This window comes from Prochlorococcus marinus CUG1415, from assembly GCF_017696015.1.
GTDB lineage: Bacteria > Cyanobacteriota > Cyanobacteriia > PCC-6307 > Cyanobiaceae > Prochlorococcus_A > Prochlorococcus_A marinus_AE.
This window is the reverse complement of sequence record NZ_JAAORL010000002.1, coordinates 595,905-621,830: the sequence shown is the minus strand read 5'-3', so window position 1 is coordinate 621,830 and position 25,926 is coordinate 595,905. Positions and strand designations below refer to the sequence as shown.

The 25,926-nt window shown below is 32.5% G+C and carries 25 protein-coding genes; 9 read left to right on the top strand and 16 right to left on the bottom strand.

Annotated features, from left to right (window positions below; translation table 11 throughout):
- Nucleotides 1-15: 15 nt before the first annotated feature.
- A complete protein-coding gene (locus HA143_RS09500) occupies nucleotides 16-435 on the bottom strand; it encodes a hypothetical protein (protein WP_011819289.1) in 420 nt (139 codons plus the stop codon).
- An 86-nt stretch (nucleotides 436-521) separates the two neighbouring features.
- Here HA143_RS09500 and HA143_RS09495 point away from each other — a divergent pair, with 86 nt between their 5' ends.
- Entirely contained in the window at nucleotides 522-1,049 is a 528-nt protein-coding gene (locus HA143_RS09495) for a SprT family zinc-dependent metalloprotease (RefSeq protein WP_209086510.1), read from the top strand.
- A gap of 84 nt (nucleotides 1,050-1,133) precedes the next feature.
- Nucleotides 1,134-1,703: an RNA helicase gene (locus HA143_RS09490; protein ID WP_209086507.1), complete on the top strand. Its 570-nt coding sequence runs from the start codon at nucleotides 1,134-1,136 to the stop codon at nucleotides 1,701-1,703.
- On the opposite strand, the gene HA143_RS09485 is transcribed toward HA143_RS09490, so the two are convergent.
- The 5 genes from HA143_RS09485 to HA143_RS09465 are packed head-to-tail and all read right to left on the bottom strand — an operon-like array spanning nucleotide 1,680 to nucleotide 7,141.
- The gene (locus HA143_RS09485) at nucleotides 1,680-2,258 is read right to left on the bottom strand and encodes a chorismate lyase (protein WP_209086654.1); all 579 of its coding nucleotides are present in this window, start codon (nucleotides 2,256-2,258) and stop codon (nucleotides 1,680-1,682) included. The genes HA143_RS09490 and HA143_RS09485 overlap by 24 nt on opposite strands.
- Before the next feature lie 26 nt (nucleotides 2,259-2,284).
- Nucleotides 2,285-4,273, bottom strand: coding sequence for a tRNA uridine-5-carboxymethylaminomethyl(34) synthesis enzyme MnmG (mnmG, locus tag HA143_RS09480; protein WP_209086504.1), 1,989 nt, complete (start codon nucleotides 4,271-4,273; stop codon nucleotides 2,285-2,287).
- A 12-nt stretch (nucleotides 4,274-4,285) separates the two neighbouring features.
- The gene (gene dnaB / locus HA143_RS09475; protein ID WP_209086502.1) at nucleotides 4,286-5,668 is read right to left on the bottom strand and encodes a replicative DNA helicase; all 1,383 of its coding nucleotides are present in this window, start codon (nucleotides 5,666-5,668) and stop codon (nucleotides 4,286-4,288) included.
- A gap of 58 nt (nucleotides 5,669-5,726) precedes the next feature.
- Nucleotides 5,727-6,182 carry a 50S ribosomal protein L9 gene (gene rplI / locus HA143_RS09470; RefSeq protein ID WP_209086500.1) on the bottom strand — a complete coding sequence of 152 codons (456 nt, stop codon included), beginning with the start codon at nucleotides 6,180-6,182 and terminating at the stop codon, nucleotides 5,727-5,729.
- A gap of 20 nt (nucleotides 6,183-6,202) precedes the next feature.
- A complete protein-coding gene (locus HA143_RS09465) occupies nucleotides 6,203-7,141 on the bottom strand; it encodes an acyl-CoA desaturase (RefSeq protein ID WP_209086498.1) in 939 nt (312 codons plus the stop codon).
- Nucleotides 7,142-7,216: 75 nt separating this feature from the next.
- Here HA143_RS09465 and HA143_RS09460 point away from each other — a divergent pair, with 75 nt between their 5' ends.
- From HA143_RS09460 to HA143_RS09440, 5 genes are all read left to right on the top strand, one after another.
- Nucleotides 7,217-7,915, top strand: a complete 699-nt coding sequence (locus HA143_RS09460; RefSeq protein WP_209086496.1) for a hypothetical protein — start codon at nucleotides 7,217-7,219, stop codon at nucleotides 7,913-7,915.
- An 18-nt stretch (nucleotides 7,916-7,933) separates the two neighbouring features.
- Entirely contained in the window at nucleotides 7,934-9,226 is a 1,293-nt protein-coding gene (locus tag HA143_RS09455) for an aminotransferase class I/II-fold pyridoxal phosphate-dependent enzyme (protein WP_209086494.1), read from the top strand.
- Between the two features lie 2 nt (nucleotides 9,227-9,228).
- Nucleotides 9,229-9,618: a glycine cleavage system protein GcvH gene (gene gcvH, locus HA143_RS09450; RefSeq protein WP_209086491.1), complete on the top strand. Its 390-nt coding sequence runs from the start codon at nucleotides 9,229-9,231 to the stop codon at nucleotides 9,616-9,618.
- A gap of 45 nt (nucleotides 9,619-9,663) precedes the next feature.
- On the top strand, nucleotides 9,664-12,573 hold the full coding sequence (gene gcvP / locus HA143_RS09445; protein ID WP_209086489.1) for an aminomethyl-transferring glycine dehydrogenase: 2,910 nt from the start codon (nucleotides 9,664-9,666) through the stop codon (nucleotides 12,571-12,573).
- Nucleotides 12,574-12,702: 129 nt separating this feature from the next.
- A complete protein-coding gene (locus HA143_RS09440) occupies nucleotides 12,703-12,951 on the top strand; it encodes a hypothetical protein (protein ID WP_209086487.1) in 249 nt (82 codons plus the stop codon).
- Between the two features lie 12 nt (nucleotides 12,952-12,963).
- On the opposite strand, the gene HA143_RS09435 is transcribed toward HA143_RS09440, so the two are convergent.
- The 6 genes from HA143_RS09435 to rpmI form a co-directional block, all read right to left on the bottom strand.
- Nucleotides 12,964-14,097, bottom strand: a complete 1,134-nt coding sequence (locus HA143_RS09435) for a glycosyltransferase family 4 protein (protein ID WP_209086485.1) — start codon at nucleotides 14,095-14,097, stop codon at nucleotides 12,964-12,966.
- Nucleotides 14,098-14,124: 27 nt separating this feature from the next.
- Nucleotides 14,125-15,318, bottom strand: coding sequence for an NAD-dependent epimerase/dehydratase family protein (locus tag HA143_RS09430; protein ID WP_209086483.1), 1,194 nt, complete (start codon nucleotides 15,316-15,318; stop codon nucleotides 14,125-14,127).
- Between the two features lie 169 nt (nucleotides 15,319-15,487).
- Entirely contained in the window at nucleotides 15,488-16,282 is a 795-nt protein-coding gene (locus tag HA143_RS09425; protein ID WP_209086481.1) for a thiazole synthase, read from the bottom strand.
- Nucleotides 16,283-16,285: 3 nt separating this feature from the next.
- Complete coding sequence (locus HA143_RS09420) at nucleotides 16,286-16,843, bottom strand: tetratricopeptide repeat protein (protein WP_209086479.1); 558 nt, start codon at nucleotides 16,841-16,843, stop codon at nucleotides 16,286-16,288.
- A gap of 37 nt (nucleotides 16,844-16,880) precedes the next feature.
- Entirely contained in the window at nucleotides 16,881-17,228 is a 348-nt protein-coding gene (rplT, locus tag HA143_RS09415) for a 50S ribosomal protein L20 (protein ID WP_209086476.1), read from the bottom strand.
- 28 nt (nucleotides 17,229-17,256) lie between these two features.
- Nucleotides 17,257-17,454, bottom strand: a complete 198-nt coding sequence (gene rpmI, locus HA143_RS09410) for a 50S ribosomal protein L35 (RefSeq protein WP_002806185.1) — start codon at nucleotides 17,452-17,454, stop codon at nucleotides 17,257-17,259.
- Between the two features lie 90 nt (nucleotides 17,455-17,544).
- Here rpmI and HA143_RS09405 point away from each other — a divergent pair, with 90 nt between their 5' ends.
- Both HA143_RS09405 and HA143_RS09400 read left to right on the top strand, forming a co-directional pair.
- Nucleotides 17,545-19,083 (top strand): SpoIID/LytB domain-containing protein, encoded by a 1,539-nt coding sequence (locus tag HA143_RS09405; protein WP_209086472.1) that lies wholly within the window; start codon nucleotides 17,545-17,547, stop codon nucleotides 19,081-19,083.
- A 27-nt stretch (nucleotides 19,084-19,110) separates the two neighbouring features.
- Complete coding sequence (locus HA143_RS09400) at nucleotides 19,111-20,412, top strand: glycosyltransferase (protein WP_209086469.1); 1,302 nt, start codon at nucleotides 19,111-19,113, stop codon at nucleotides 20,410-20,412.
- A gap of 1 nt (nucleotide 20,413) precedes the next feature.
- On the opposite strand, the gene HA143_RS09395 is transcribed toward HA143_RS09400, so the two are convergent.
- The 4 genes from HA143_RS09395 to tig all read right to left on the bottom strand — a co-directional run bounded on the left by HA143_RS09395 (nucleotide 20,414) and on the right by tig (nucleotide 25,883).
- Nucleotides 20,414-22,177 (bottom strand): DNA polymerase III subunit gamma/tau, encoded by a 1,764-nt coding sequence (locus HA143_RS09395; RefSeq protein WP_209086466.1) that lies wholly within the window; start codon nucleotides 22,175-22,177, stop codon nucleotides 20,414-20,416.
- Nucleotides 22,178-22,235: 58 nt separating this feature from the next.
- Nucleotides 22,236-23,603 (bottom strand): ATP-dependent protease ATP-binding subunit ClpX, encoded by a 1,368-nt coding sequence (gene clpX / locus HA143_RS09390; RefSeq protein ID WP_209086464.1) that lies wholly within the window; start codon nucleotides 23,601-23,603, stop codon nucleotides 22,236-22,238.
- Between the two features lie 103 nt (nucleotides 23,604-23,706).
- Nucleotides 23,707-24,351 carry an ATP-dependent Clp endopeptidase proteolytic subunit ClpP gene (clpP, locus tag HA143_RS09385; RefSeq protein ID WP_348534783.1) on the bottom strand — a complete coding sequence of 215 codons (645 nt, stop codon included), beginning with the start codon at nucleotides 24,349-24,351 and terminating at the stop codon, nucleotides 23,707-23,709.
- Nucleotides 24,352-24,416: 65 nt separating this feature from the next.
- The gene (tig, locus tag HA143_RS09380; RefSeq protein WP_209086462.1) at nucleotides 24,417-25,883 is read right to left on the bottom strand and encodes a trigger factor; all 1,467 of its coding nucleotides are present in this window, start codon (nucleotides 25,881-25,883) and stop codon (nucleotides 24,417-24,419) included.
- Nucleotides 25,884-25,926 lie beyond the last annotated feature (43 nt).

The following is a 25,926-nucleotide window of genomic DNA, read 5'->3' as shown; positions in this document are numbered from 1 at the left end:
CCTCACAAGAAATGATTAATTTACTTTAGCTATTCTGTCTATTTTCCAATCATTGTCAGTTTTGGCGAAAGTAAAATCTAATGGGAGCTCATCTTGTTTGTCTTCTGATTTTAAATTCAAAGTTATTATGATTTGATCTTCTTGGACTCTAGGTCTTCCAGATTTTAAATTTCTATATTTATTGAGATTTAAACTAGCTAAAAATTTAAGAAAGTCTTGGCGCTTAACATGAGTTTTATAAGTTTTTGTAGTCAACCCATAAGCTGCATCAATTCTGCCAGCAGCTATTTGATCAAAAAACTTTCTTACTAATGGATTAATTCCTCTGGCGCTTATAACTAATTTGACGGCATTAAAAGTCCAAAAGGAAACTAGTACTGCTCCGCCAACTAATAACGCTTTAATTCCGATATCTTTTACTAATGTTGCATCCATAGTTGATTTGAGTTTTGTATTACTTTAAGAAAAGAAATCGTTTTTGATGGCTTTTTTTGTCAAAATAATACTAATTTTAATCCATAATGCCTGTAATTCCTCTTTTACCTTTATTTCATAGATTTAATAGCCAATATTTTGCAAATTCTTTAGCTGTTAATAATCAACCTTTAGTAAAAGTTAGATGGAGCGATAATAGATTAACAACTACTGCTGGTTTTTATAAAAGCAAAAGAATAAATGGTCTAGTAGATTCTGAAATTATCTTATCCAAACCTATTTTGAGTAAATTATCTATTAGTGAAATAAACAGTACTTTATGCCACGAAATGATTCATGCATGGGTAGATAGAATATTAAAAAAGCATGAGATACATGGTCCAAATTTCTTAGCAAAGATGAATGCAATAAATGCGAAAGAGATGAATTTTCAAATTTCTGTAAGGCACTCATTTCCTATTGAAAGGAGGGAATTAAAATATATAGGAACATGTCAAAATTGTGGTGAGAAATTTGTTTATAGGAAAAGAATAAAGAATATTGCATGTAAAAAATGTTGTGTAAATTTCTTTAATGGATCATGGAATAAAAACTGTTTAATTCTGTTTGATTAGAAATATATAAGATGAGTTTTGTTTCTATATTTTGAATTTTTTATTTTTTTAATGTAATTTATATTTGAAAAAGCACAATAATTTATGGATTCAAGGAGAATTAGAAACTTAAGACATGGTTTTGATAGCAATATTGTTGATAAACAAGTTGATAGAATTGTTGAAACTGGTAGACAATTTATTGATGGAGTATCTGGAGCGAGACCAGGTAAACGAAGAAATACAGATTTTCAGGGAATAACAAGTAAGAGTGTTAAAAAAGTAGGAAAATGGGTATCTGACAAAGTAGATTTATTTTTTGATGAAGATAATGATGATTGGTATGATGATGACAATTATTACGATGATAACAGAGATATTAAGACATTTAGTAGAGAATCAAGTCCTTTAAAATCTGCTAAACCGCTTTCAAAAAGACCTTTAGAAGCAATATCTTTAAGGCAACCAAAAAATTTACGAACAACTGAGCAAAAGAAATTACCTTATGGTAAAGAAACTAAAGACGAAGATTGGCCAGATGAAATGGATTTTAAAGTTGAAAGATGGCAAAGATCTTCAGAAAAAGAGAATGATAAACCAAGAGAACAATTAAACCAACAGGGTCAATCCAAATCAAGAAATCTTCCTAGATCAAGAAGAAGAAGAAGAGTATAGATTTGCAAATTTGTTAATTCCAGAAGACCCTAGTAAATTTTCTAAATATGGATTGAAGACTTCTCTAATAATTGTTAGTGGCTTTTTGTCTCGAAAAAATCTATAATTTCTTGACCAGAATGGACCCTTAAAACAAAATTGATCTTCTAACCATTTTGAATTCACAAGTGAAATACGATCAACTTCTCTAAACAACTCTGATCTGTCTTGTGTTAAATTCTTCCAAATTGGTTCTTCTTTGGCTTTTAAATTTTCACTTACTTGTTCTGCATTCCACCAACTTTCAGCCCATGCTAGGTTTTTATTATTGTTTTTAATCCATACTTGTCTTCTAATTAAAGGGCCATTTAACTGATTCAACTCTTTAGGACCATCTTCACTGGATAGAGGATCTAATTGCATTGAAATTAATTTAATTTTTGTTTCTTGATTAGTTAAAAGCTGTAGATGTCTAGTTGGACTTCCATCCCCAAGCAGCATTAATTTCCATGGACCAGATATTTTTGGTAGTGAATTTTTCACTAAAAAAGTTGAGGCTTTTTCTTCCCATAATATTTTTGGTGACTTGAAAAGTTTATTATTCAGTGTTCTGAAAGATTGCTTTTAAGATGATAACTTTTTTTAGTAAAAATTTTTGCTTTTTCTGTTTTTACATCTCTTATTTTTAGCCAAACAAGTAATGCAGTTAAATCAGCTTTGCTAACTCCTGGAATTTGTGAAGCATCACCAAAATTTTTTGGCTTTAGTTTATTCAAATTTTCTCTAGCTTCTAAAGATAATGTATCTATCTTTGCATAATTTATTTCTTGGGACAGAGATTTAGATCTTTGACGATTTATTTGATCAATATTGTTTTTTTGTCTTTTAAGATAACCCTCGTACTTAATATCTATTTCAACAGCTTCCTTTATTGAAGAAGCTAGATCTTTTGCATTCAAATCATATTTAATTAGATCTGAATAATGAAAGTTTGGTCTTTTTAAGAGTTCTTGCAAAGTTGTTGAGCCTTTGATTTTTGATCCTGTGTCTAATGCTATTTTTTTTGCTATTTCATCGGTATTTTTTAAACGGGTGTTTTTTAATCTTAATTTCTCTTCTTCAAGGAATTTGATTTTTTCTTGATAGGCCGACCATCTTTTCTCATCAATTAGCCCTATTTGATAACCTAATGGGGTTAATCTCCTATCTGCATTATCTCCTCTTAGGGTTAATCTATATTCGCTCCTACTTGTAAGAACTCTGTATGGTTCTTTGAGGTCTTTGGTAATTAAATCATTAATCATTGTTCCTATATAGCTGCTTTCTCTAGTAAATATTATTGGATCTCTGTTGTTTAGTTTTCTTGTTGCATTGAGTCCTGCAACTAATCCTTGTGCAGCTGCTTCTTCATAACCAGTAGTTCCATTAATTTGTCCAGCGCTAAATAAATATTCAATTTCTTTTGTTTCGAGTGATCTTTGTAGCTGGGTTGCAGGAATATATTCATACTCCACAGCATATGCTGGCCGTAACATTTTACATTCAGTTAATCCAGGTAAGGTTCTTAAAAGTTCTAATTGAATATTTTCGGGCAAACCTGTAGAAAATCCTTGAACATATATTTCAGGGGTATTAATTCCTTCTGGTTCTAAGAAAATTTGATGTGATTCTTTATCAGCAAATTTAACTATTTTATCTTCAATAGATGGACAATATCTAGGCCCCTTACTTTCAATAAAACCACCGTAAATGGGAGTTAAATGTAAATTATCTCGAATTAGTTGATGTGTTTTAGAAGTTGTTCTTGTGATGTGACAACTAACTTGGGGCATATTATTTTTGATATCTGGGTCAAACGAAAAATATTTATCAGCTGCTGTACTAGGTTGAATATCTAATTCATCAAAAATGATACTTTTTTTATCAACTCTTGCTGGGGTGCCTGTTTTTAAACGTTCTGTTTTGATCCCAATTTCGTGTAAGTTTTGAGTAAGACCCTTTGCTGCTTGTTCACCAGATCTGCCAGCTGACATTGATTTATTTCCTATCCATATTCTGCCTTCTAAAAAAGTGCCAGCTGTGATAATAACTGATCTCGCTGAATAATAACTACCAAAGAAAGTTTTTACACCCTTGATTTGTTTTTGTATATTTTTTTTTGAGTTAACTCCAATTACTTCAGTTTTTGCAATATCAATTTCAGTAATCATTGCTTCTTTTAAAGATAAATTATCTGTATTTTGTAGTATTTCGATCATTCTTTTTGAGTATTCTCTTTTATCCGTTTGAGCTCTTAATGCCCATACAGCTGGTCCTCTACTGGCATTTAATATCCGTTTTTGTATCGCTGTCTCATCAGCTAATTTTCCAATAATTCCTCCTAATGCATCCACTTCATGCACTAACTGACTTTTTGCTGGCCCGCCAACTGCAGGGTTACAAGGTTGCCAGGCAATTCTATCTAAATTGATTGTAAATAAGGCTGTTGAAAATCCTAATTTTGCTGTTGTTATGGCTGCTTCGCATCCTGCATGTCCTCCTCCAATAACGATGATGTCAAAAGATTCATTTGGCGATTGATGATCTTGCATTTGAGGATAGATTTAATTAGCTAAATTCTTAAATCTCGTAAATTGAGGTTCAAATAATAATTTAACAGTTCCTACGGGCCCATTTCTATGTTTAGTGACAATAATCTCTGTTATACCTCTATCTTCAGTCTCTGGATTATAGTATTCATCTCTATAAATCATTAACACTAAATCTGCGTCTTGTTCAATAGAACCTGATTCTCTTAGATCGCTTAACATTGGTCTTTTGTTTGTTCTAGACTCTACTCCTCTACTAAGTTGAGATAAGGCAACCACTGGTACTTTTAATTCTCTGGCCATGCTTTTAAGACCTCTTGTTATCCGTGAAAGTTCTTGCACTCTATTATCAGGAGTTGTTCCTTCCATCAATTGGAGGTAATCAATCACAATTAATCCAAGTTCTTTTTTTTGCTCAGCTATTAATCTTCTACATAAAGATCTCATCTCTAAGACACTTAAATTAGGTTTGTCATCTATAAATATTGGTAGTTGACCCAATGAATTGATACCTTCTCCAAGTAAAGGCCATTCATCTTGTTGTAATCTTCCTGTTCTTAGCCTGCCACTTTCGATTCCAACTTCCATCGAAAGTAATCTATATGTCAACTGTTCTTTACTCATTTCAAGGCTAAATACGCACACAGGTAAATCTTGAGATTGTGCAACATTCTTCGCTAGATTCAGAACTATTGAAGTTTTACCCATTGAAGGTCTTCCAGCAACGATTATTAAATCACTTCTTTGAAAGCCTTGAGTCATTGCATCAAGGTCGTAAAAATTTACGGGAATTCCAGCTACTGAAGTACCTAATGATCTAGATTCTATTTCATTGAAAGTGCTTGTCAGGATTTCAGCTGCTTGAGTTAGACCTTTTGAAGGTTTTTCTTGACTTATTTCAAATATTTTCTGTTCCGCTTGATCTAAAATTTCATTAGTATCTTGAGTCTGATCAAAACCTAGTTGAACCACTTCATTTCCAGATCTGATAAGTTGCCTTCTCATGAATTTGTCGTTAATTAAATTTGCAACTTGTTCTATGGAAGCTGTAGAGGATACATTTTCCACTAGCTCTACTAATTTGTTGTTCCCTCCAATTTTTTCTAGTGATCCATTATCTTCTAACCAAGCACTCATTGATGTTAAATCAGTTGGTTTCCCTTGGCTATGCAACATTAATGCTGTTTTATAAATCTCTTGATGAGCATTGATATAAAAAGCTTCAGGCTTAATTAAGTCTGCAATTCTGCCGATGGCGTCTGGGTCAAGGAGTATTCCACCAAGAACAGCTTCCTCCGCTTGAATGTTTTGAGGAGGTACTAATCCAGCATTTGCACTATTAAAGTCTTTTTTAAAGTTTTTATTTTGTCCATTATTTGGAAAAGGTACTGAAACCATATCTTTAATTGCTTAGATATATACTCTGGCTACTTTTCAAAATAATGCAACAAATTGCTTAACTTGTTACTTCAATATTTACTTCTGCATTTACTTCTTGATGTAATTTAATTTTTGCAGTAAAGGAACCTAAATTATGAATATCAGGAACTGTGATGTTTCTTCTATCAATTTCTTTTTTGGTTGCTTTTTCTATTGCTTCGGCAACATCCCCATTGGTCACTGTTCCAAACAGTACACCATCTTCACCAACCTGTTTTTTAATAGTAAATCTCCCTATTGTTGATAATGCAGTTTGAAAATCTACCGCTTCTTGCTTTAATTTGTCAGCAGCAATTTTTTCTTTTTCTTTTTTCCTTTCAATTTGTTTAAGAACAGTTGGTGTTACATTCATTGCCTTGCCATAAGGTAATAGAAAATTTCTTGCATATCCAGGCGCTACTTCAACTAGGTCTCCCTCTTTGCCAAGCGATGCGATTGATTCAGTTAATGCGACTTGTACTCTTTTAGCCATGAAAATATTTAACAATATATTTAATAATAAGACCTAGAGGGTAACTTTATTTTTTTTGCAAGACCTAATTTTGCAAGAATCTTAATATGTTCCCAAGTTATATCTATTTGACCTCTAAATAATCCTTGTTTTGCCGAGTTAGGAAATGCATGATGATTATTATGCCAACCCTCTCCAAATGTTAATGCAGCAACCCAGGCATTGTTTTTGGAAGAATCACCACTTTCAAAAGGCGCTTTACCCCAACAATGTGTTGCCGAGTTTACTAGCCAAGTTACGTGATAAACAACCACAAGTCTCAATGGAATTCCCCAAAGGACTAGCGCCCAACCTCCAACTCCTAATTTTTGACCTATTGCATATAAAGAGAGTCCAATAGGAATTTGTAAAAATAAAAAATATTTATTTAGAAATCTATAGTATGGATCTTTAATTAAATCTGCACTTAGTTTTGGAACAGTTTTGAGTGCTTCAACGTCTTTAAACATCCAACCCATATGACTCCACCAAAACCCCTTTTTACTATTGTGATGATCTACTTCAGTATCTGAAAAAGAGTGGTGATGCCTATGTAAACCTACCCAATCTATTGGTCCATGCTGGCAACTTATAGCTCCACAGGTAGCAAAAAATCTTTCTAACCATCTTGGAACAATGAACGATCTGTGTGATAACAATCTGTGATATCCAAGAGTGACTCCTAAACAAGCAGTTACCCAGTAAAAAAATAATAATGATACTACTGCAGGGAGACTCCAAAATTTTGGTTGTATAGCTACAAGAGAAAGAATATGAATTGCAACCATGAAAACTATTGTTCCCCAGGTTTTATGAAGTCTTGGAGGATATCTTTTTGAATGGCTGGAAGGTTCCAGTAATCTTTCTGAGAGTTCTATAACTTTTTCAGCTGGAACAGGTTTTTTTAATTTTGCTGTTTCTTGGAAGATTACTGAATTCATGATATTGAAATACTATTTTCAAAATTACCGATATGTAATATTATCATACTATACTATTGATAAGTTTAATTATCTGTGAGTCTAGGATATCGCGATAAATTATCTAGAGGTCGAAGGGCTATGGCTCATTTGATACACCTCTGGCATGAAAGAAATGGATGGTCACACAGAGTTTTGCCATTACTTTCTGAAGTTCTTGATTTAGGTAGAGTTCACAATTCGCAAATTTCTAATCTTAGGAATGGGAAGTTATCTTCGCCAGGCCCTGAAGTTTTTCTTGCTTTAGCTCAAGTTAATACGATTCTTGATCAAGGCATAGAAAAAATCAGGGATCGTTTTGAAAATGATTACCCAGAGTTATGGAAATCTTTGGAAGAGTCTGCATTACCCCTCAAAAATGATTCTGGTAAGCCATTGACGGCCGGGGAGTTATTCGAGATATTTTCAGGATTAAAATCTCTACCTTCATCGTTTGACTGGTACATAGAAGATGAAGAAGCTTCTGCTTTAAGTGATGCTCTTTCAGTGCATTTTTGTCAGAATAAGGCTTGGAGATCATGTAAAATCCAGGTAATGGAAGCCTATGCTGTCAATAAATCTTCCCGTAGAGAACGTTTTGCTGAGGTAATAGCAGGAATTAGAGATTATACGGCAGAAGAATTAGATGGAGAACTACTTGATTTATATGAGGCTTCAAAAAAACTTTCTTATTTTCAGGGTAGGGGACCTAATGCTTTCCTAGCAGAATTAAGAAATTTAGCTTCTGAAAAATAACATGAGTTTTCATAATAAATGATATTAAACAATAACCTAAAACTGGCTGAAAACGCTGTTCTTTCTGTTGAAGAGAGTTTAAGTAAAGTTTTCCAAGAAAGGTCCAATCAGGTTTTCCAGAAATTAGAAAATATTTTGACAATTTTTAAGGAAGAAAAAGTTTCTACTAGTCATTTCAATCAATCTTCTGGTAGTGGTCATGATGATATATCTAGAGAAAAAATTGATGCGGTTTTTGCAAGATTGTTTCTTGCTGAAAAGGCAGCTGTGAGGATGCAATTTGTAAGTGGAACGCATGCAATAAGTTCTGTCTTATTTGGAATTCTTAGACCTGGAGATGTAATGTTATCTCTTACAGGACAACCATATGACACGTTAGAAGAAGTCATAGGAATAAGGGGAGGAGGAAAAGGCTCACTTAAAAATTTTGAGATTGAATATAAGCAAATAAATATCTGCGAGAATTTTGATTCTTTTGAAGAAAAAATTGTTCATTCTTTTAAACAAAATTCATGTAAATTAGTATTCATACAAAAAAGTTGTGGATATAGTTGGAGAAAATCCCTCACGAATCATCAGATAGAGAAAATTTGTAGTCTCATTCATTCTCTTGATCCTAACTGTATATGTTTTGTTGATAACTGTTATGGAGAGCTTGTTGAAGATAGTGAACCAATTTCTAAAGGGGCAAATATAATTGCTGGATCATTGATTAAAAATTTGGGAGGAACAATTGTTCCTACTGGTGGGTACGTTGCAGGAGATGCAGAGTTGGTCGAGATGGCATGTTCTAGATTAACCTCCCCAGGTATTGGTTCTTCTGCAGGAATAAATTTTGGACTAGGAAGATTAATTTTGCAGGGTTTGTTTTTAGCACCACAAATTGTTCACGAATCACTTAAAGGTGCTGATATGGTTGCAGCAGTTTTTAAAAATTTGGGATTCAAGGTTTTACCAGAGCCAGCAACTTATAGATCTGATCTTATTCAGTCAGTAAGATTGAATAATCCTGATTTGGTACAAAAAGTTTGTCAATCTTTTCAAAATTCTTCACCAGTAGATTCTTTTCTGAATGTTGTTCCATCATCAATGGATGGATATGATTCAAAATTATTAATGGCAGGAGGTACATTTATTGAGGGTAGTACAAGTGAATTTTCTGCTGATGCTCCCCTAAGAGATCCCTACAATATTTTTGTTCAAGGTGGTTCTCACATAGCTCACATCAAAATTGCATTAATTCGATTATTATCTGAATTATTAGAGGAAAAATTAATTTCAAAGGATTCTCTACTTCCTTTATCTACTTAATCATGTCTTACCAGTTTCCAGACAACCTCCACTATGCTGATACTCATGAATATGTTTTGGAAGAAAACGGACTATTAAAAATTGGAGTTAGTGAATTTGCTATTGATCAATTAGGAGATATTGTTTTTGTTGAGTTAGCTGATCAAGGGGCGACTTTAGAGAAAGGTGAGACTTTTGGAACAATTGAATCAGTTAAGGCCGTTGAGGAAGTCTATTTGCCTTTTTCAGGGGAAATAGTATCTGTAAATGAAAGTGTTATTGAGAACCCTGAGCTTTTACAGAATGATCCGATCGGAGAAGGTTGGTTAGTCATTTTGAAACCAGAATCAAAAGCATCAATTGCTGATTTGATGACTTCTGAGGAATATCAATCAAAGGTTGTACCAAAATAAAGCAAACTTTCTAAAAAGAGCTATTTTAAAGAAAAATATTTTAATATGACATCCAAATTTGGGTCCGATTTGTTTATAGATAGGCATCTTGGATTAGGAGATAATGATGAAAGAATTATGCTGAATAAGCTTGGTTTTAATAATATTGATCAATTTATAAATCAAGTTATTCCTGAAGATATTCAGCTTAACGATAAATCTTCAGAAATATTGCCCCAAGGTTGTTCAGAAATTGAGGCTTTAAATGAATTAGAAGAGATTGCGAAGAAGAATACCAAAATGAGATCACTCATAGGCCTTGGTTACTATGACAATCACATGCCTAAAGTAATTCAAAGACATGTTCTCGAAAATCCTAGGTGGTACACATCTTATACTCCATATCAAGCAGAAATTGCACAAGGAAGATTAGAAGCTTTATTTAATTTTCAGACTATTGTTTGTGAACTAACAGGATTCCCTGTCGCCAACTCATCTTTATTAGATGAGGGCACTGCTGCTGCAGAAGCTATGGCCATGAGTTTTGCCGCAAGAAAAAATAAATCTTCAAAAGTGTACTTAGTGGAATCAAATGTTTTTGATCATACTTTTAATGTTCTACAAACCAGAGCAAAACCTCTGGGAATATCCTTAAAACGCTTTACTCAAAGCAACCTTCCTAATCATGATGATGTCTTTGGAATTTTGTTGCAATTACCCGGTAAAAATGGCGAATTATTTGATCCCACATTTTTAATATCCCAAGCACATAGATCAGAAATTATTGTATCGGCTTGTATTGATCCACTGGCACAAGTTTTAATTAAACCAATTTCTGAATTTGGTGTTGATGTAGCAGTGGGTAGTATGCAAAGATTTGGTGTTCCAATGGGTTTTGGTGGCCCCCATGCAGCATATTTTGCATGTAGCGAAAAATATAAAAGGCTTATACCTGGAAGAATTGTTGGGCAAACTCTCTCTAAAAATGGCGAAAAGTCTTTAAGACTAGCATTGCAAACAAGAGAGCAACATATTAGAAGGGAGAAGGCCACTAGTAATATTTGTACTGCTCAATCTTTATTAGCCATAATTTCTTCTTTTTATGCTATTTATCATGGCCCCTATGGATTAACTCAAATTGCTAAGAGATTAGTGGAGTTGAGAATAAATTTAGAATCATGTTTGGTTGATTTAGGTTTTGATATACCTGATGGGATTAGATTTGATAGTGTTGATGTTTATTCTGAGCATTCTCAAAAGATCCATAATGAAGCGTTAAAAAATGGCTATAACTTTAGAATTTTGCCCTTGGGATCAACTATTGAAGATTCAACTGGCTTTGGGATCTCTTTAGATGAGCTTAGTAATGAAAAAGAAATCAAAGATATTTTGACTTTCATAGCAAACCTCATAGAAAAAAAAGAAGATTTAGAGCATATAAAATTTGATAAAGGATTTCATCTTGCAAATATAGCTTTGAGATCCAGTGAATGGATGCAGCAAGATATATTCACAAATTATCAAAGTGAAACTGAATTAATGAGATATATATTCCGACTTGCTGAAAAAGATTTTTCTTTGGTAGATGGAATGATGCCATTAGGAAGCTGTACCATGAAGTTAAATTCTGCAGCAGAGTTAAATCCAGTCTCTTGGGCTAATTTATCTTCTATTCATCCTTTTTCTCCGCCAGATCAAACTAAGGGCTATTCAAAAATAATATCTGACCTAGAAAAATGGATAAGTGATATTGTTGGTTTAAAATCAGTTTCTTTTCAACCAAATGCAGGCTCCCAAGGAGAGTTTGCAGGTTTATTGGCAATAAATTCTTATTTTGAATCAAAAGGCGAACTTTTAAGAAAAAAATGTTTAATTCCTAAAAGTGCTCATGGAACCAACCCTGCTAGTGCAGTTATGGCAGGTTTTGATGTTTTAACTGTTGAATGTGATGACGAAGGAAATATTGATTTTCAAGATTTGTCGATCAAGGTCAAGAAATTTGATAACCAAATCGGGGCTCTTATGTTGACCTATCCCTCGACTCATGGAGTTTTTGAATTACATATTAGAAAGATATGTGAATTAATTCACTCTGTTGGAGGATTTGTCTATTTAGATGGAGCAAATTTGAACGCTCAGGTTGGATTATGCAAGCCCGGGAATTATGGTGTTGATGTTTGTCATTTGAATTTACATAAAACATTCTGCATTCCACATGGCGGCGGTGGTCCAGGAGTAGGTCCAGTAGCTGCATCAGAAACTTTAAGCCCATTTCTTCCTACTCATTCTTTAATGGATAATAATTTTTTTAATAGTTCCAATTACGTATCTTCTGCCAAGCATGGGAGTGCAAGTATTCTTCCAATAAGTTGGATGTATATAAAAATGGCTGGCCTTAGTGGTTTAAGGAAAGCAACGTCGCATGCAATTTTATCTGCAAATTATATTGCTCATTCTTTAAAGCATAAATTTAAGATTCTTTATAAAGGAAAAAATAATTTTGTCGCACATGAATGTATTTTAGATTTTAGAGATTTAAAATCCAAAACCGGTTTGAGTGTAAATGATTTAGCTAAAAGATTAATAGATTATAGTTTTCATGCCCCAACTATAAGTTGGCCTGTTACAGAGACCATAATGATAGAGCCTACTGAAAGTGAAGGTTTGGCAGAATTAGATAGATTTTGTGAGGCTATGCTATTGATCGGAGAAGAAATCAGTGAAATAGAAAATAATATTGAATTAAAAAATAATAATGTCATAAGTAATGCTCCCCATACGTTGCAAGAGTTGATTTCTGATAATTGGCATCATCCTTATTCAAAAGAAAAAGCTTCTTTTCCTTATAAAACCCCAACATCTATTAAGTTTTGGTCCACTGTTTCTAGGATTAATAATGCATATGGTGATCGCAATTTAATTTGTTCTTGTAATGTAAATCAAGGAGAGACGTTAGAAGAAAAAAAATGTGCTTAAATGACTAGCGTCCTTTAAATAATTTGGTTATTATCAGTGTGTATAAAAATTTAATATTTTCTTAAAGAAATTATTTAAATTTTTTTATTAATATATTCAGGCATCAAATTTTTTGGGGTATTTGAAGCTATGACCAAAGATTTTCAATCTGGTAATGTTAAACACTTGCCAATTAAAAACGTAGACTTACCAAAATTTGTCAATAATTTTTCACGAGAAAATTCAAATATTTGTCCTATTGAGGGAACTAATGTAATAAGAGTACCTTTTGGTAAAAAATTCTCAAAGAAAAAAAGGCCTGAAAAGAATCAAAATATTGCTACTCTAATCCTTCCTTTAAGCTCGTATAGTAATCCTACGCCTCCACACGTTGCATAATTTAGATTAAGTTTAATCTATTTCTTTGAGAGTATCTGAATAATAATTTTGTAGTTGTAACGTTGCTTGATTCCAATCCCATTTTTCTGCTTCGTTTCTTGCCTCTTGTCTCATAACTTCTCTTTTATCTTCATTTTTTAGAATTTTTTTTGTCGCTTCAATTAAGCTTTTTTCCCCATTATCTGTTGCATCAGGATCATATAAACAGCCATTCACACCATCACTGATTATATCTGGAATTCCTCCCTTGTTGGCTCCAATCACTGGACATCCTGCTGCCATTGCTTCTAATAAAACTAATCCAAGTGTTTCTGTACTTGAGGGAAATAAAAATATATCTCCAGAGGCATAAGCGCTAGCAAGTTCATCGCCAGATAAATATCCTATGAAATTAGTTTTGGTATTTTCGAAGATTTTTTCAAGCTGTTTTCTATATGGTCCGTCACCTACAAGTGCTAGGCATGCATTAGGAATACTCTCTAAGACTGGTTTTATTCTCTCAATTTGCTTTTCTGCTGATAATCTTCCAACATAAATTAATAGGTATTTAGCATCTTTATATTTTCCAAATAATTTTTTTCTCATTTTATCACTTCTCAAATCTGGTCGGAAACTGTAAGTATCTACTCCTCTTTGCCATAGAGCAGTCCTTTGTATACCTTTTTCTTTCAACTCATTTACCATAGCTGTGGAGGTACATAAATTTAACAAGGCTTGATTATGTGCTGCTTTAAGTAATTCCCACAAAAGTGGCTCTAACATACCCATACCGTAGTGTTCAAGATATTTAGGAAGATGAGTATGGTAGCTTGCAATTAAAGGAATATTATTAGTTTTTGCCAACCAAATACCACCTAAGCCCAGTACAGCTGGATTAACAACATGTATTAAATCTGGTTTGAATTTTTCTAACTTATCTGAAACTGCAGGACCTGGTAGACCAAGCTTCAATTCTGGGTATAAGGGTAATGGCATAGCAGCAACTCCAACTACAGTTGCGCCCATATATGATTCTGGACATCCCTCGGGACAAAAAACTATAACTTCATCACCATTTTTTATTAAAAATTCAATAGTTTTAGTAAGTCTTGTTACTATTCCGTCAACTTTAGGTAAAAAAGTTTCAGTAAACAACGCAATTTTCACTTTCTTAAGGTAATTATTTCAGAAATTTTAATTAGTCTTGATGGCCTCAGCTTGTTTTTTAGTCCAGGATGAAACACAAGGTATGCGTTTTAAATCACATCTATGAGAGAATTTTTTGGCAACTTCAACAACTTCTTCTAATAAGCCATTATCAAGAGTTGTTGGGTTTAAGCCTAATTCTATAAAGCATTTATTATCAACAATTAAATCATTTTCAACTGCTTCGTTCCTTGGATTTGGTAAATAATTGATATCAGTCCCTGTTAGAGATGCAACTTTTTTTGCAAGTTCTCCAACTTGATGACTTTCTGTCATTTGATTAAAGATTTTGACTCTCTCGCCAGATTTTGGAGGATTCTCAAGAGCAAGTTGTACACATCTTACCGAATCTTTTATATGTATAAATGCTCTTGTTTGCCCTCCTGTTCCATGAACACTTAATGGATATCCAATGGCAGCTTGCATTAGAAATCGGTTTAGAACAGTTCCATAATCTCCGTCATAGTCAAATCTGTTTGTCAATCTAGGATCTTTCAAAGTCGCTTCTGTATTTGTGCCCCAAACAATACCTTGATGCAGATCAGTTATTCTTACAAGATCATTTTTGTTGTAGTAAAGAAATAATAATTGATCTAAAGTTTTAGTCATATGGTAAACACTACCAGGACTTGCAGGGTGTAATATTTCTTCTTCAAAGCGGCTTCCATCTGGTTGCGGAACTTCAACTTTTAAATATCCTTCTGGAATAGTTGCACCCCTATGTGATCCATATCCGTATACTCCCATTGTTCCTAAATGAACTACATGAATATCTAAATTACTTTCTACGATTGCAGCAAGCAGGTTGTGTGTGCCATTAACATTATTATCTACCGTATATCTTTTGGTAAAACTCGATTTCATCGAGTAAGGTGCTGCTCTTTGTTCAGCAAAATGGATAACTGAATCTGGTTTTTCTTCAATAAGCAAATTTAGTAATTTTTGATATTGTTTAGAGATATCCATATTAAGAAATCTCATAGGTTTACCTCCAATCTCTTCCCATGCAGAAAGTCTTTCTGTAATTGAGGCAATCGGAGTTAAAGATTCTACTTCTAGATCAATATCTATTTTTCTACGACTTAAATTGTCGACAATAATTACATCATGATTTTGATCTGCTAAATTCACCGCACAAGGCCAACCGCAAAAACCATCTCCACCTAGAACAATAACTTTCACTCAGAACTCCAGAATTAAAAGATTCATAATATATTTATTAAATTACTACAGTGTGCTTCCAATTTGCGAAAAAACATTGTAAATAGTTTCAAATCTTTTTTCTTAATAGGATAAATTTGATCAAATATTAAATTTTACTCTCATTTATATTTTGTTTAACTTTAGATAATTAGATAGAGATACTTGTTTCTGGTGAACTTGCTATTGCAAAGTCTTGTTTTTTAATTCTTCCTGCAAGAAAAGCTTGCCTTCCAGCTTTTACGCCATAATTGATTGCTTGAGCCATGAGAGGCGGATTTACAGCTTGTGCGATTGCACTATTGATTAAGACACCATCAGCTCCAAGTTCCATAGCTTGAGAAGCTTCACTAGGCACACCAATTCCTGCGTCAATTATCACTGGTACTTTGGCATTCTCAATAATTATCGCTATGTTTGATAAATTTAATAAACCCTGTCCAGAGCCAATAGGCGAGCCTAATGGCATTACAGTTGCACAACCTACTTCTTCTAGTCTTTTTGCAAGCAGAGGATCTGCATTTATATAGGGCAGTACAGCAAAACCCTTTTTAATTAAAACTTCAGCCGCTTTGAGAGTTTCTATTGGATCTGGTAGCAAATACTTTTTATCAGGAATCACTTCCAACTTGATAAAATTATTTTCTTCTTGACCTGATAATTTTGCAAGCTCTCTTCCTAAAATTGCTATTCTGACTGCCTCATCCGCATTTACACAACCAGCTGTATTAGGAAGCATCCAGTATTTTCTCCAGTTAATTTTTTCGAGTAAATTTTCTCCAGTCTGATCATTTTTAATTCTTCTAACAGCAACGGTTATAATTTCTGTTTCCGACTTTGACAAACTTTCTACCATCGATTGTGTAGATTTGTATTTACCAGTGCCTACCATTAATCTACTGGAAAATTGTTTTCCTCCAATTAATAAAGATGAATAATTTTCCATATTTTAGAATCCCTTATCGTTTATACCTTTGTAAGGTTTGTAATTATTTCTTTTTTCTAACTCCTTACTTTTTTTTATTGCTGTTTTGTTTTTTGGGTCTATCAATAAAACCTTTTGATAAGTTGCATATGCCAAGTCATATTCCAATAAACGCTGATGTGCTGATGCGAGATTATTAAGGGCTATAGGATATTCTGGAAGTGATTTTATTGCGGAGTTATAGTGTTGAATTGCTTTTTTAAATTGATTTTGAGCAGCATAAGAAAATCCTAAAGCATTATTTATTATGGCTTTGGCTTCATCAGGTTCATTTTCATAATTTTCAATTGCTTTTAAAAAAGTCTTTGTTGCTTCAGAGTATAATCTTTTCTTGATCTGAATAGACCCAAATTCATATAATTCTGTAGCTTGAGTTAGAGAATCTAAACCTTTCTGCTCGAATTTTACTAAATTTAATTCTTCACTTCTTGTTTTTAGAAATTGTCTGAATACAACAATAGAAATAATTATTAGAACTACAAAAAGAATTATTAAATAGGATTGAAAGGAAGAAATTTCCATTATTGATAATTACTTTTTATGATTATATTCTTTTTTTCTAATTGCTAACGGAAGAAACTATTTTTTCAAAACATTTAGGATCGTGTAAGGCTAATTGAGCAAGCATTTTTCTATTAATGATAATCTCGGCATTTTTCATGCCATTTATTAACTTGCTATAGTTCGTTCCATTTATTCTGGCTGAAGCATTAATTCTAGAAATCCAAAGTCTTCTAAAATCTCTTTTTCTTCTTCTTCTATCTCTGTAAGCATTACAAAGAGCTTTCATTACTCTTTGATTTGCTGTCCTGAAAAGATTTTTGTTTCCGCCTCTAAACCCTTTTGCAAGATTTAAGATTTTGTTTCTTCTTTTTCTGGCTATATTGCCTCTTTTTACACGTGCCATGACTTACTAAGAAAAATAGGTTAACAATTTATGCGTAAGGAATCATTAATTTTACATTATCGGCATCTCTTTCATCAACTACGGCTTTTGTTGAAAGATGTCTTTTTAATTTTGAGCTTTTATGATCAAGTAAATGATTATGGAAGGCTCTTCTTCTCATGAATTTACCCGTTGCAGTAGCTTTAAATCTTTTAGCAGCTGATTTACGAGTTTTGAGTTTAGACATTTAAGTCAAATGTGTTTAATTAAGATAATCTAAACCTTTATATGCATTGGTGCAAATTAAAGTTTTTAATTGATAAGGAAGTTGCTACTTATGAAACGTAAATTTATTTTTTTAAATTTATTTTTTGGCTGTATTTCGCTTTTAATAATTAACACTAAATTTTGTTCTTCTGTCGTTGCAGAAGAATCTCTAAAGGTTGAACTTAATACAGCCATTAAAAAAGGAAAATTTTTAATTGGTTTAAGGCAATATCTTGGCGGGGAAAATGATAGTTTTTCTGAGAGAAAGAATATCAATTTTATAACTGATAAAGGTTTTTTAAACTTGCAGTCTTCAAACGGTATCAAACATAAATCAAAACAGATTAATATTGCTTGGAGGGACACACCCATCAAAAATCCAAAAAAAATTGAAAGAATTGTTTTTGGCCCTTTTGCAAGCTATGAATCAGCAAAAAAGCAAGCAGATCAACTAAAAGATAAAGGGTTTGAGACTACTGTTGCTTACCCTGAAAATTGGGAGGTATGGATTCCATTTGAAGATGATCTGCCAGATTTGGAATTGCAATATAAGATTTTTAGCAAAATAAAAAATATTCAAATTACCCCTTTTCTTACTAGCGATTATAGTTTTATGCAACTCGAAGGACCTATTCATATTTATGCTGATGAGGAAATAAAAATAAATAATGTTAATTTTGGCAAAAATTTTTATTTAATACAAGATTCATATGGAACTTGGACATTAATTCAAGAAATTAAGTTTGATGATTATTTGAAAGGTGTGTTGCCACACGAAATTGGACCAAGTTCTCCTCTAGAAGCACTCAAGGCACAAGCAGTTATTGCAAGAACTTGGGGAATTTTTAATTCTCATAGATTTCATATGGATAAATATCATTTATGTATAAGCACTCAATGCCAAGTATACAAGCCCCCTAAAATTACAAATGAAAAAGTACAAAAGGCTATAGACGCAACTTCAAATTTAATTCTCACATATGAAAATCAACCAATAAATGCTTTTTATCATGGTTCTAATGGTGGAGTATCTGCTACAGCGGGCGAGTCTTGGCAAATGCAGGATTATTCTTACTTTAATTCCTTCATAGATTGTTCTGAATCATTCAATAAAATTTTTAAACTTCCAATTCTAAGTGAGTCTGAATTAAATAATTTTTTAGATTTTGCTACAGAACAGTTTTATGGGAGTAATCACTCTCTTTTTCGCTGGAATAAGAAAATTTCTAGTCTTAAAATTAAAGACAAGTTAATTAAAAACAAACTTATAAATATTAATGAACATGTTTTGGAGTTAAATGCTATTGAAAGAGGTGCAAGTGGCAGAGTGACAAAATTAGAAATACGGACGACCAAAATTAATAAATCTATTGTTTTAGTTAAAGATGATATTCGACGGGTATTGAGTTTTATACCTAGTAATTTATTTACTATTAATAAATTAAGTGATGATTTATGGCTTTTGAGAGGAGGAGGCTTCGGTCATGGTGTAGGTTTATCACAGTCAGGAGCAATTGAAATGGCTGAATTAGGATCCTCTTATGAACAAATATTGAATCATTACTATCGAGGTGCAAAACTTGAAAAAATTGAGATATTGTCTCAATGAGAATTAAATAATTAGCAAGTTACTTTTATGAGTAAGGGTTTTTATAAAAATCGAAGATTGAAGTCGTTTATATTTCTTACTGCTTGCTTTTTAGTAGCTTTTATTCCTCATGTTTACAATATCCGATGGTTATTTTACTTTATATTGACTCTTTCTTTCGTGATTGCTTTTTACGGTTTATTAGTTATTTCTAGAAATTTCAAAAGGAACAAAGTTTCAAATACTATGAGCATTCGAGCTGGTAATAAAGAGTTACCTGTGCTTGATATTTTAGTCGCAGCTAGAGATGAAGAAAATGTTATCGCAAGATTAGTGGAAAGGTTATTTAATTTAGATTATCCAAGAAATAAATTAAATATTTACATAATCGATGATGGCAGTTCAGATAAAACGCCTTTAATTTTAGATCGATTATCCAGACAATTTGACAAGCTAAAAGTAGTAAGTCGTTCTCCAAACGCAGGAGGCGGGAAATCAGGAGCTTTAAATTATGCGTTGAAGTTTACTCACGGTGAATGGTTGTTAGTTTTGGATGCTGATGCTCAACTAAAAAACGATTCTTTGATAAGGTTATTTAGTTTTGTAGAAGAGGGAGATTGGTCTGCGGTTCAATTAAGAAAATCAGTAACAAATGTAGGTAGGAATTTTTTAACTTCCTGTCAGTCAATGGAGATGGCTATGGACGCAATCTTTCAATATGGCAGGTTATCAGTTGCTGGAGTCTCTGAATTAAGGGGAAATGGTCAATTAATTAAAAAAGATACATTGTTGGCATGCGGTTCCTTTAATGAAGACACAGTTACGGATGATCTGGATTTAAGTTTAAGATTATTATTATCCAAATCAAGGATTGGAATCTTATGGGATCCTCCAGTCATGGAAGAAGCAGTTGAGAATTTCAATGCTTTATTAGCACAAAGGCAAAGATGGGCAGAGGGCGGCTTGCAAAGATTCTTTGATTATGGGGATCAATTAGTTTCGAATAAAATTGATTATTTGCAGAAATTTGATTTAACTTATTTCTTCATCTTGCAATATGCACTGCCAATCGTTTCTATTTTTGATTTAATTCTCAGTATCGCTTTATTAGATTCACCAGTTTTCTGGCCTATTTCATTCATAGCTTTTATGTTATCTGGAATTGCTTTTTGGTACGGTTCTTCTTGCAAAAGCGAAGTTCCTGTATTGCTCAAAGGAAATTTTTTGATGATATTTGTATCGGTTTTTTATTTATCACATTGGTTTCTAGTAATCCCTTGGGTAACAATAAAAATGTCTATTTTCCCAAAAAAGATTCTTTGGCGAAAAACTCTGCATACTGGAGTTTAATTTATTCATTGAGTTCTATAATTTCTCCATTAAAAAACTTTGCTAAATTTTGTGAACTATCATCATAAGTTTCCTCTTTAGATCTTTTTGTTGCAAAATTAGTTTTTGATTTTATTTCTTGTATTGGTTTCAGATTCTTTAATTCATTTTTGGGTTTATCTGGTGAGTTTGTTTGGTTATCTTTGGTTAATTGTTTGGTAGAAAAATTAAGTATTATTTGATCTCCAAATATTTTTTTTACTGTATTTTCAATTATAACTTTTCTGCTTTTGATCATATTTGCCCAGTTTGGAGATAATGCAATTGTAATTTGCTCAGAATCAAAACTTTCAAGGTTGGCTTGTTGTGAAAGTAACATTCTTGTGGATGGTAACTCTAATTTGGAAAGAATTAATTCCCATTGATCTTTTAAACTATTTGGCCCAGGATCATTGTGGCTATGATCAGAAATATTGCCCAGAATTTCTTTACCATGACCCTTAAGATCTTCTAATTTTTCGTCTTTTTTTATAATCAATTCCTCGCCACTTATATGCTCTTTGATGCTTGGTTTTTGAATTTCATTAGAAATATTTTCTGTATTAATTATTTTCTTGTTTTTTATGCTTTCATGCTTCTCTTCAGTCGCATTATTTGACTTTTCTTGTTTATTTTGAAAATTATTTATCTCTTGATTACCTAGAAGACCAGTTAAATGTATTTCAAACCAAAGCCTTGGATTATCACTTGTTTTGATCTGATATTCAATATTTCTAAGATGATTATGCCAATGAATTATTGTTGCTTTATTTATTGTTTTAGAGATTTTATCCAATTCATCTTGAAATTCATCAGACGTATAATAAAGATCTGAATATTTATTATTTGTAGTGTGGAGTAGTAAATCTCTTGTTATGTTCAATAATCCAATAATTATTTGATGTGGTTCGTTCCCCGCATCATATAATTTGTTGCAGGTGATTATTAATGACTCTGGATTATTATCAATTAATGATTTAATTAGATTTGTTAATTCAATCTCTGATACTTCTCCTAGCAAGTCTTGAATATTTTTAATTGTTATACCGTCTGGTAGAAGATTAAGTTGTTCAAGGAGGCTTTGTGCATCTCTCATTCCTCCATTAGATCTTTTTGCAATCATTTTTAATGCTTGCACTTCATACTTAATGGATTCTTTTTCTGCTATTTCTGATAAATGTTGAACAATGTCTTGAGGGCTTATTCTTCTAAAATCAAACTTCTGACATCTACTTTGTATTGTATTTAATACTCTCTCTGGATTTGTAGTCGCAAGGATAAATACAACTCTGGAAGGCGGTTCTTCAATAGTTTTTAGTAAAGCATTTGAAGCTGCTGTTGATAACATATGACATTCATCAATAACATATACTTTCCATCTCGCTTGAGTAGGTGCAAATTTCGCTCGTTCTATAATTTCTCTTATATTTTCAACTCCAGTATTTGATGCTGCATCAATCTCAATAATATCTAGAGCGTTTCCATCTGTAATTTGTCTACATAAGTCACATTTACCACAAGGACTGATTGTTGGTTGTTCGAATGCTTGGCAGTTTAAAGATTTCGCAAATATTCTCGCGCTTGATGTTTTTCCAGTGCCTCTTGGTCCATTAAAAAGATATGCAGGAGCAATTCTTTTTGTTAATATTGATTGTTTTAGAGTAATAGATATAAAATTTTGGCCAACCAGTTCGTCTAGTTTGTTTGGTCTGTATTTTTGATGAAAAGGCTTATGTATATTAGGCATTTATTCTTCATTAATTAGAACAATTAGGTTTTAAATTGTAACAATTAAACTCTACTTTTTAAGCAGACTCTTTAATGATTCTTGTTGATCCTGAAGGTAGTTTAACAATTTTGGATGAAAATAAATTATCTACCATTTTTTTTGTAATTGTGTATTCTTTTACGTTTTCTTCAGAAGGCAAAGTGTACATTATGTCTAGCATTAGTTCCTCAATGATTGATCTTAATGCTCTTGCACCTGTTTTTCTTTTATATGCTTCATTCGCTATTGCTTCAACAGAATCAGGCTCAAATTTTAATTCAACATTATCCATACTTAGTAAAGTTTTGAATTGCTTTACTAATGCATCTCTTGGTTGAGTAAGAATAGATTCTAAAGTTTCTTTAGTCAGACGATCTAATACAGCACAAACAGGAATTCTTCCAATAAATTCTGGAATTAGTCCATACTTAACTAAATCATCTAACTCTAAATTTTTCAGGGAATCTCTTGGGTCTTTTATTGTTTTTGTATTAATTTTATTTTGATCTGAATTAGTGGTAAATCCTATTGAGTTTTTACCCATACGCTTTTGAACAATATCCTCTAACCCTATAAAAGCTCCCCCGCAAATAAATAAAATTTGACTCGTATCAATTTGGATGCAGTCATGATAAGGGTGTTTTCTACCTCCTTGCGGTGGGACATTAGCAATTGTTCCTTCAAGCATTTTTAATAATGCTTGCTGTACTCCTTCACCAGAGACATCTCTAGTAATTGAAGGATTCTCGCTTTTTCTGGCAATTTTATCTATTTCATCTATATAAATAATTCCTTTTTGAGCTAGCTCTACATTCATTTCTGATTTTTGTAGAAGTCTTAAAAGTATATTTTCAACATCTTCTCCAACATATCCAGCTTCTGTCAAAGTTGTTGCATCAGCTACTGCAAAAGGAACATCTAGAAACTCAGCTAAAGTTTGTGCTAATAATGTTTTTCCGCTTCCAGTTGGCCCGATGAGTAAAATGTTTGATTTCTGTAATTTCGTTGCTTGTGAATCTTTTGCATTGCTATTTTTACTTTCTTCTTTAACTTTCCAAGCTAATCTTTTGTAGTGGTTATATACGGCCACTGATAATATTTTCTTTGCAGATTCTTGTCCAACGACTTGATTATCAAGAAAACTTTTAATTTCTAATGGTTTAGGAATTGAGTTTAATTCTAAAGGAATAGATTTTTTGGGATTATCAGTTGGTAATTTCTTTTTGACTTGCGGGGAGTTGTTTGTGTTCGCTTGATTATCAAGTAGTTCTTCGTCGAGAATTTCATTACAAAGATCTATGCACTCATCACAGATATAAACCCCAGGACCAGCTATGAGCTTTCTAACTTGGTCTTGTGATTTCCCACAAAATGAACATTTAAGATGGGCGTCGAATTTAGCCATCGATTATAAATTCTAAAGTAAAGGAGTTAAATATTACCTATTTACTAGGATTGCTTATAAACATCGATTCGTCATCATTTTCTTAAAATATAATTGTCGCTTGTCACTTTTTGATAACTTTATCGATTAATCCATATTCAACTGCTTCTGAGGGAGATAAGAAGTAATCTCTTTCCGTATCTTCATTAATCTTTTTTAAAGGTTGACCAGTATGTTCTGCCAAAAGTGAATTTAATGTCTTCTTGAGAAAAAGTATTTCTTTAGCTTGTATTTCAATTTCTACTGCTTGACCTTGTGCACCTCCAAGAGGCTGATGAATCATTATCCTAGAATTAGGCAAAGCCAATCTTTTCCCCTTTGTTCCCCCAGAAAGTAGAAATGCACCCATACTTGCAGCCACTCCAAAGCATATTGTCACTACATCAGGTGATATTTGTTGCATAGTATCGTATATAGCCATTCCTGCTGTTACTGAGCCTCCAGGAGAGTTGATATATATTTGGATGTCTTTTTCGGGATCTTCAGCTTCAAGAAATAATAATTGTGCAACAAGAGAGTCAGATACTTGATCATTAATACCAGTACCTAAAAAAATTATTCTTTCCCTTAATAGCCTTGAATAAATATCAAAAGCTCTTTCTCCTCTACCAGATTGTTCTATGACCGTAGGAACAGCGGCACTAGTTTTATGAATGCTTTCGTAAGAACTTATTGAGCTTTGGATTAAATGTTTTTTTTCTGAATTCACAGATTAATATTCGTCTACTAGTTAATTTAAGAGGTTTTTGGGTAATTAGTTAGAAATTTTATAAATTATTTTTTTTCTTTTTTATTTTGAGTTTTTGTTTTTTTTGTCGCAGTTTTTGTAGCTTTTGTTGTTTTTGTCGTAGTTTTTGTAGCTTTTGTTGTTTTGGTCGCAGTTTTTGTAGCTTTTGTTGTTTTGGTAGCTTTAGAAGTTTTTGTAGTTTTTTCTTTTACTTCGGAATTTTCTTCAAGCCAAATTATTAATTTTTCTTTGAGTAAATCGTTACTTATTACTTCTGTTAATTTTTTAATATCTATTTGTTTTGATGATTGAGAGATTGCATCTTCATAATCTTTCATTTTTAAATCAATTTCATCTTTTTCAACTGTTATGTTTTCTTCTTCAGCTAATGCTTTTAGAGCTAAATTTCTTTGAACATTTTTTTCAGCCTGAGGCCTTGTTGACTCTGCTAATGACTTCACTAATTCCGGAGTGAAAGTAGATTTCACATCAAGACCTTGTTGAGCAAATCTTTGCGCGGTTTGTTCAATATTATTCCTTACTTCTATATCAATCATAGATTTTGGAATTTCAGCAACCAATTCGTTTGTTAAAGCATCTAATAAAGCTTCAATTTTGATATCTTTTTGAGTTTTTTCAAAATTGTCTTTAAGTTGCTTTTCAATATCTTTCTTTAACTCTTTTAATGATTCTTTGTTGCCAGATTGTTTTGCAAAATCGTCATTAAGTTCAGGTAATTCTTTTTCCTTAAGATCCTTAAGATTTACTTCAAAGATAGCCTCTTTGCCTCTTGAATCCTTATGAGAATAATCTTCAGGAAATTTAAGGTTAAGTGTTTTAGTATCGCCAATTTTCATCTTTACGATTCCCTCAACGAAACCTGGAATCATTTTGTTCTTTTCTAACTCAAGATCCATTGATTCACTTGTCCCACCATCAATCTCTTTACCAGAATCTTTATATTTTCCTTTGAAACTAACTACAGCAATATCCCCTAATTTGGCTGCTCTATTGGTTACTGGAATAATATTTGCAAACTGACTTCTAGATTTTTCTAGGGCTTCATCTACTGACTTAGGATCAAACTTAGTTTTTGAGATGTCAACACTAAGTCCTTTGGATTTTTTGAGTTTTAATTCGGGGGCAATATCAGTTTGAAGAGTAACCTTAAGTGATTTGTCAGGACTAAATTTTGCAAGTAAAGATTCAAAGCCATCTACCAATTCTGGCTCACTTAATGGCTCTATAGATTTTATTTTTAATGCTTCTTGCCATGATTTATCAATGATTTTTTCTAGAGCAGAAGCATGTAATTGTGTGATGCCAATTCTTTGAATTAAAACTTGTTTAGGAATTTTACCAAGTCTAAATCCTGGAATTTTAGCCGAACGACTGATAGTACTGATTGTCTCATTAACACACGATTTGCATGTCTCAGATGGTATTTCTAATTCAAATGAAATTCTACTTTGAGGCAGAGGAGTTGTTTTGACTATTAATGCTTCTTTAGCCATGTTTTTTGTAATTATTACTATAAACCGAATCTTAATTATTTCA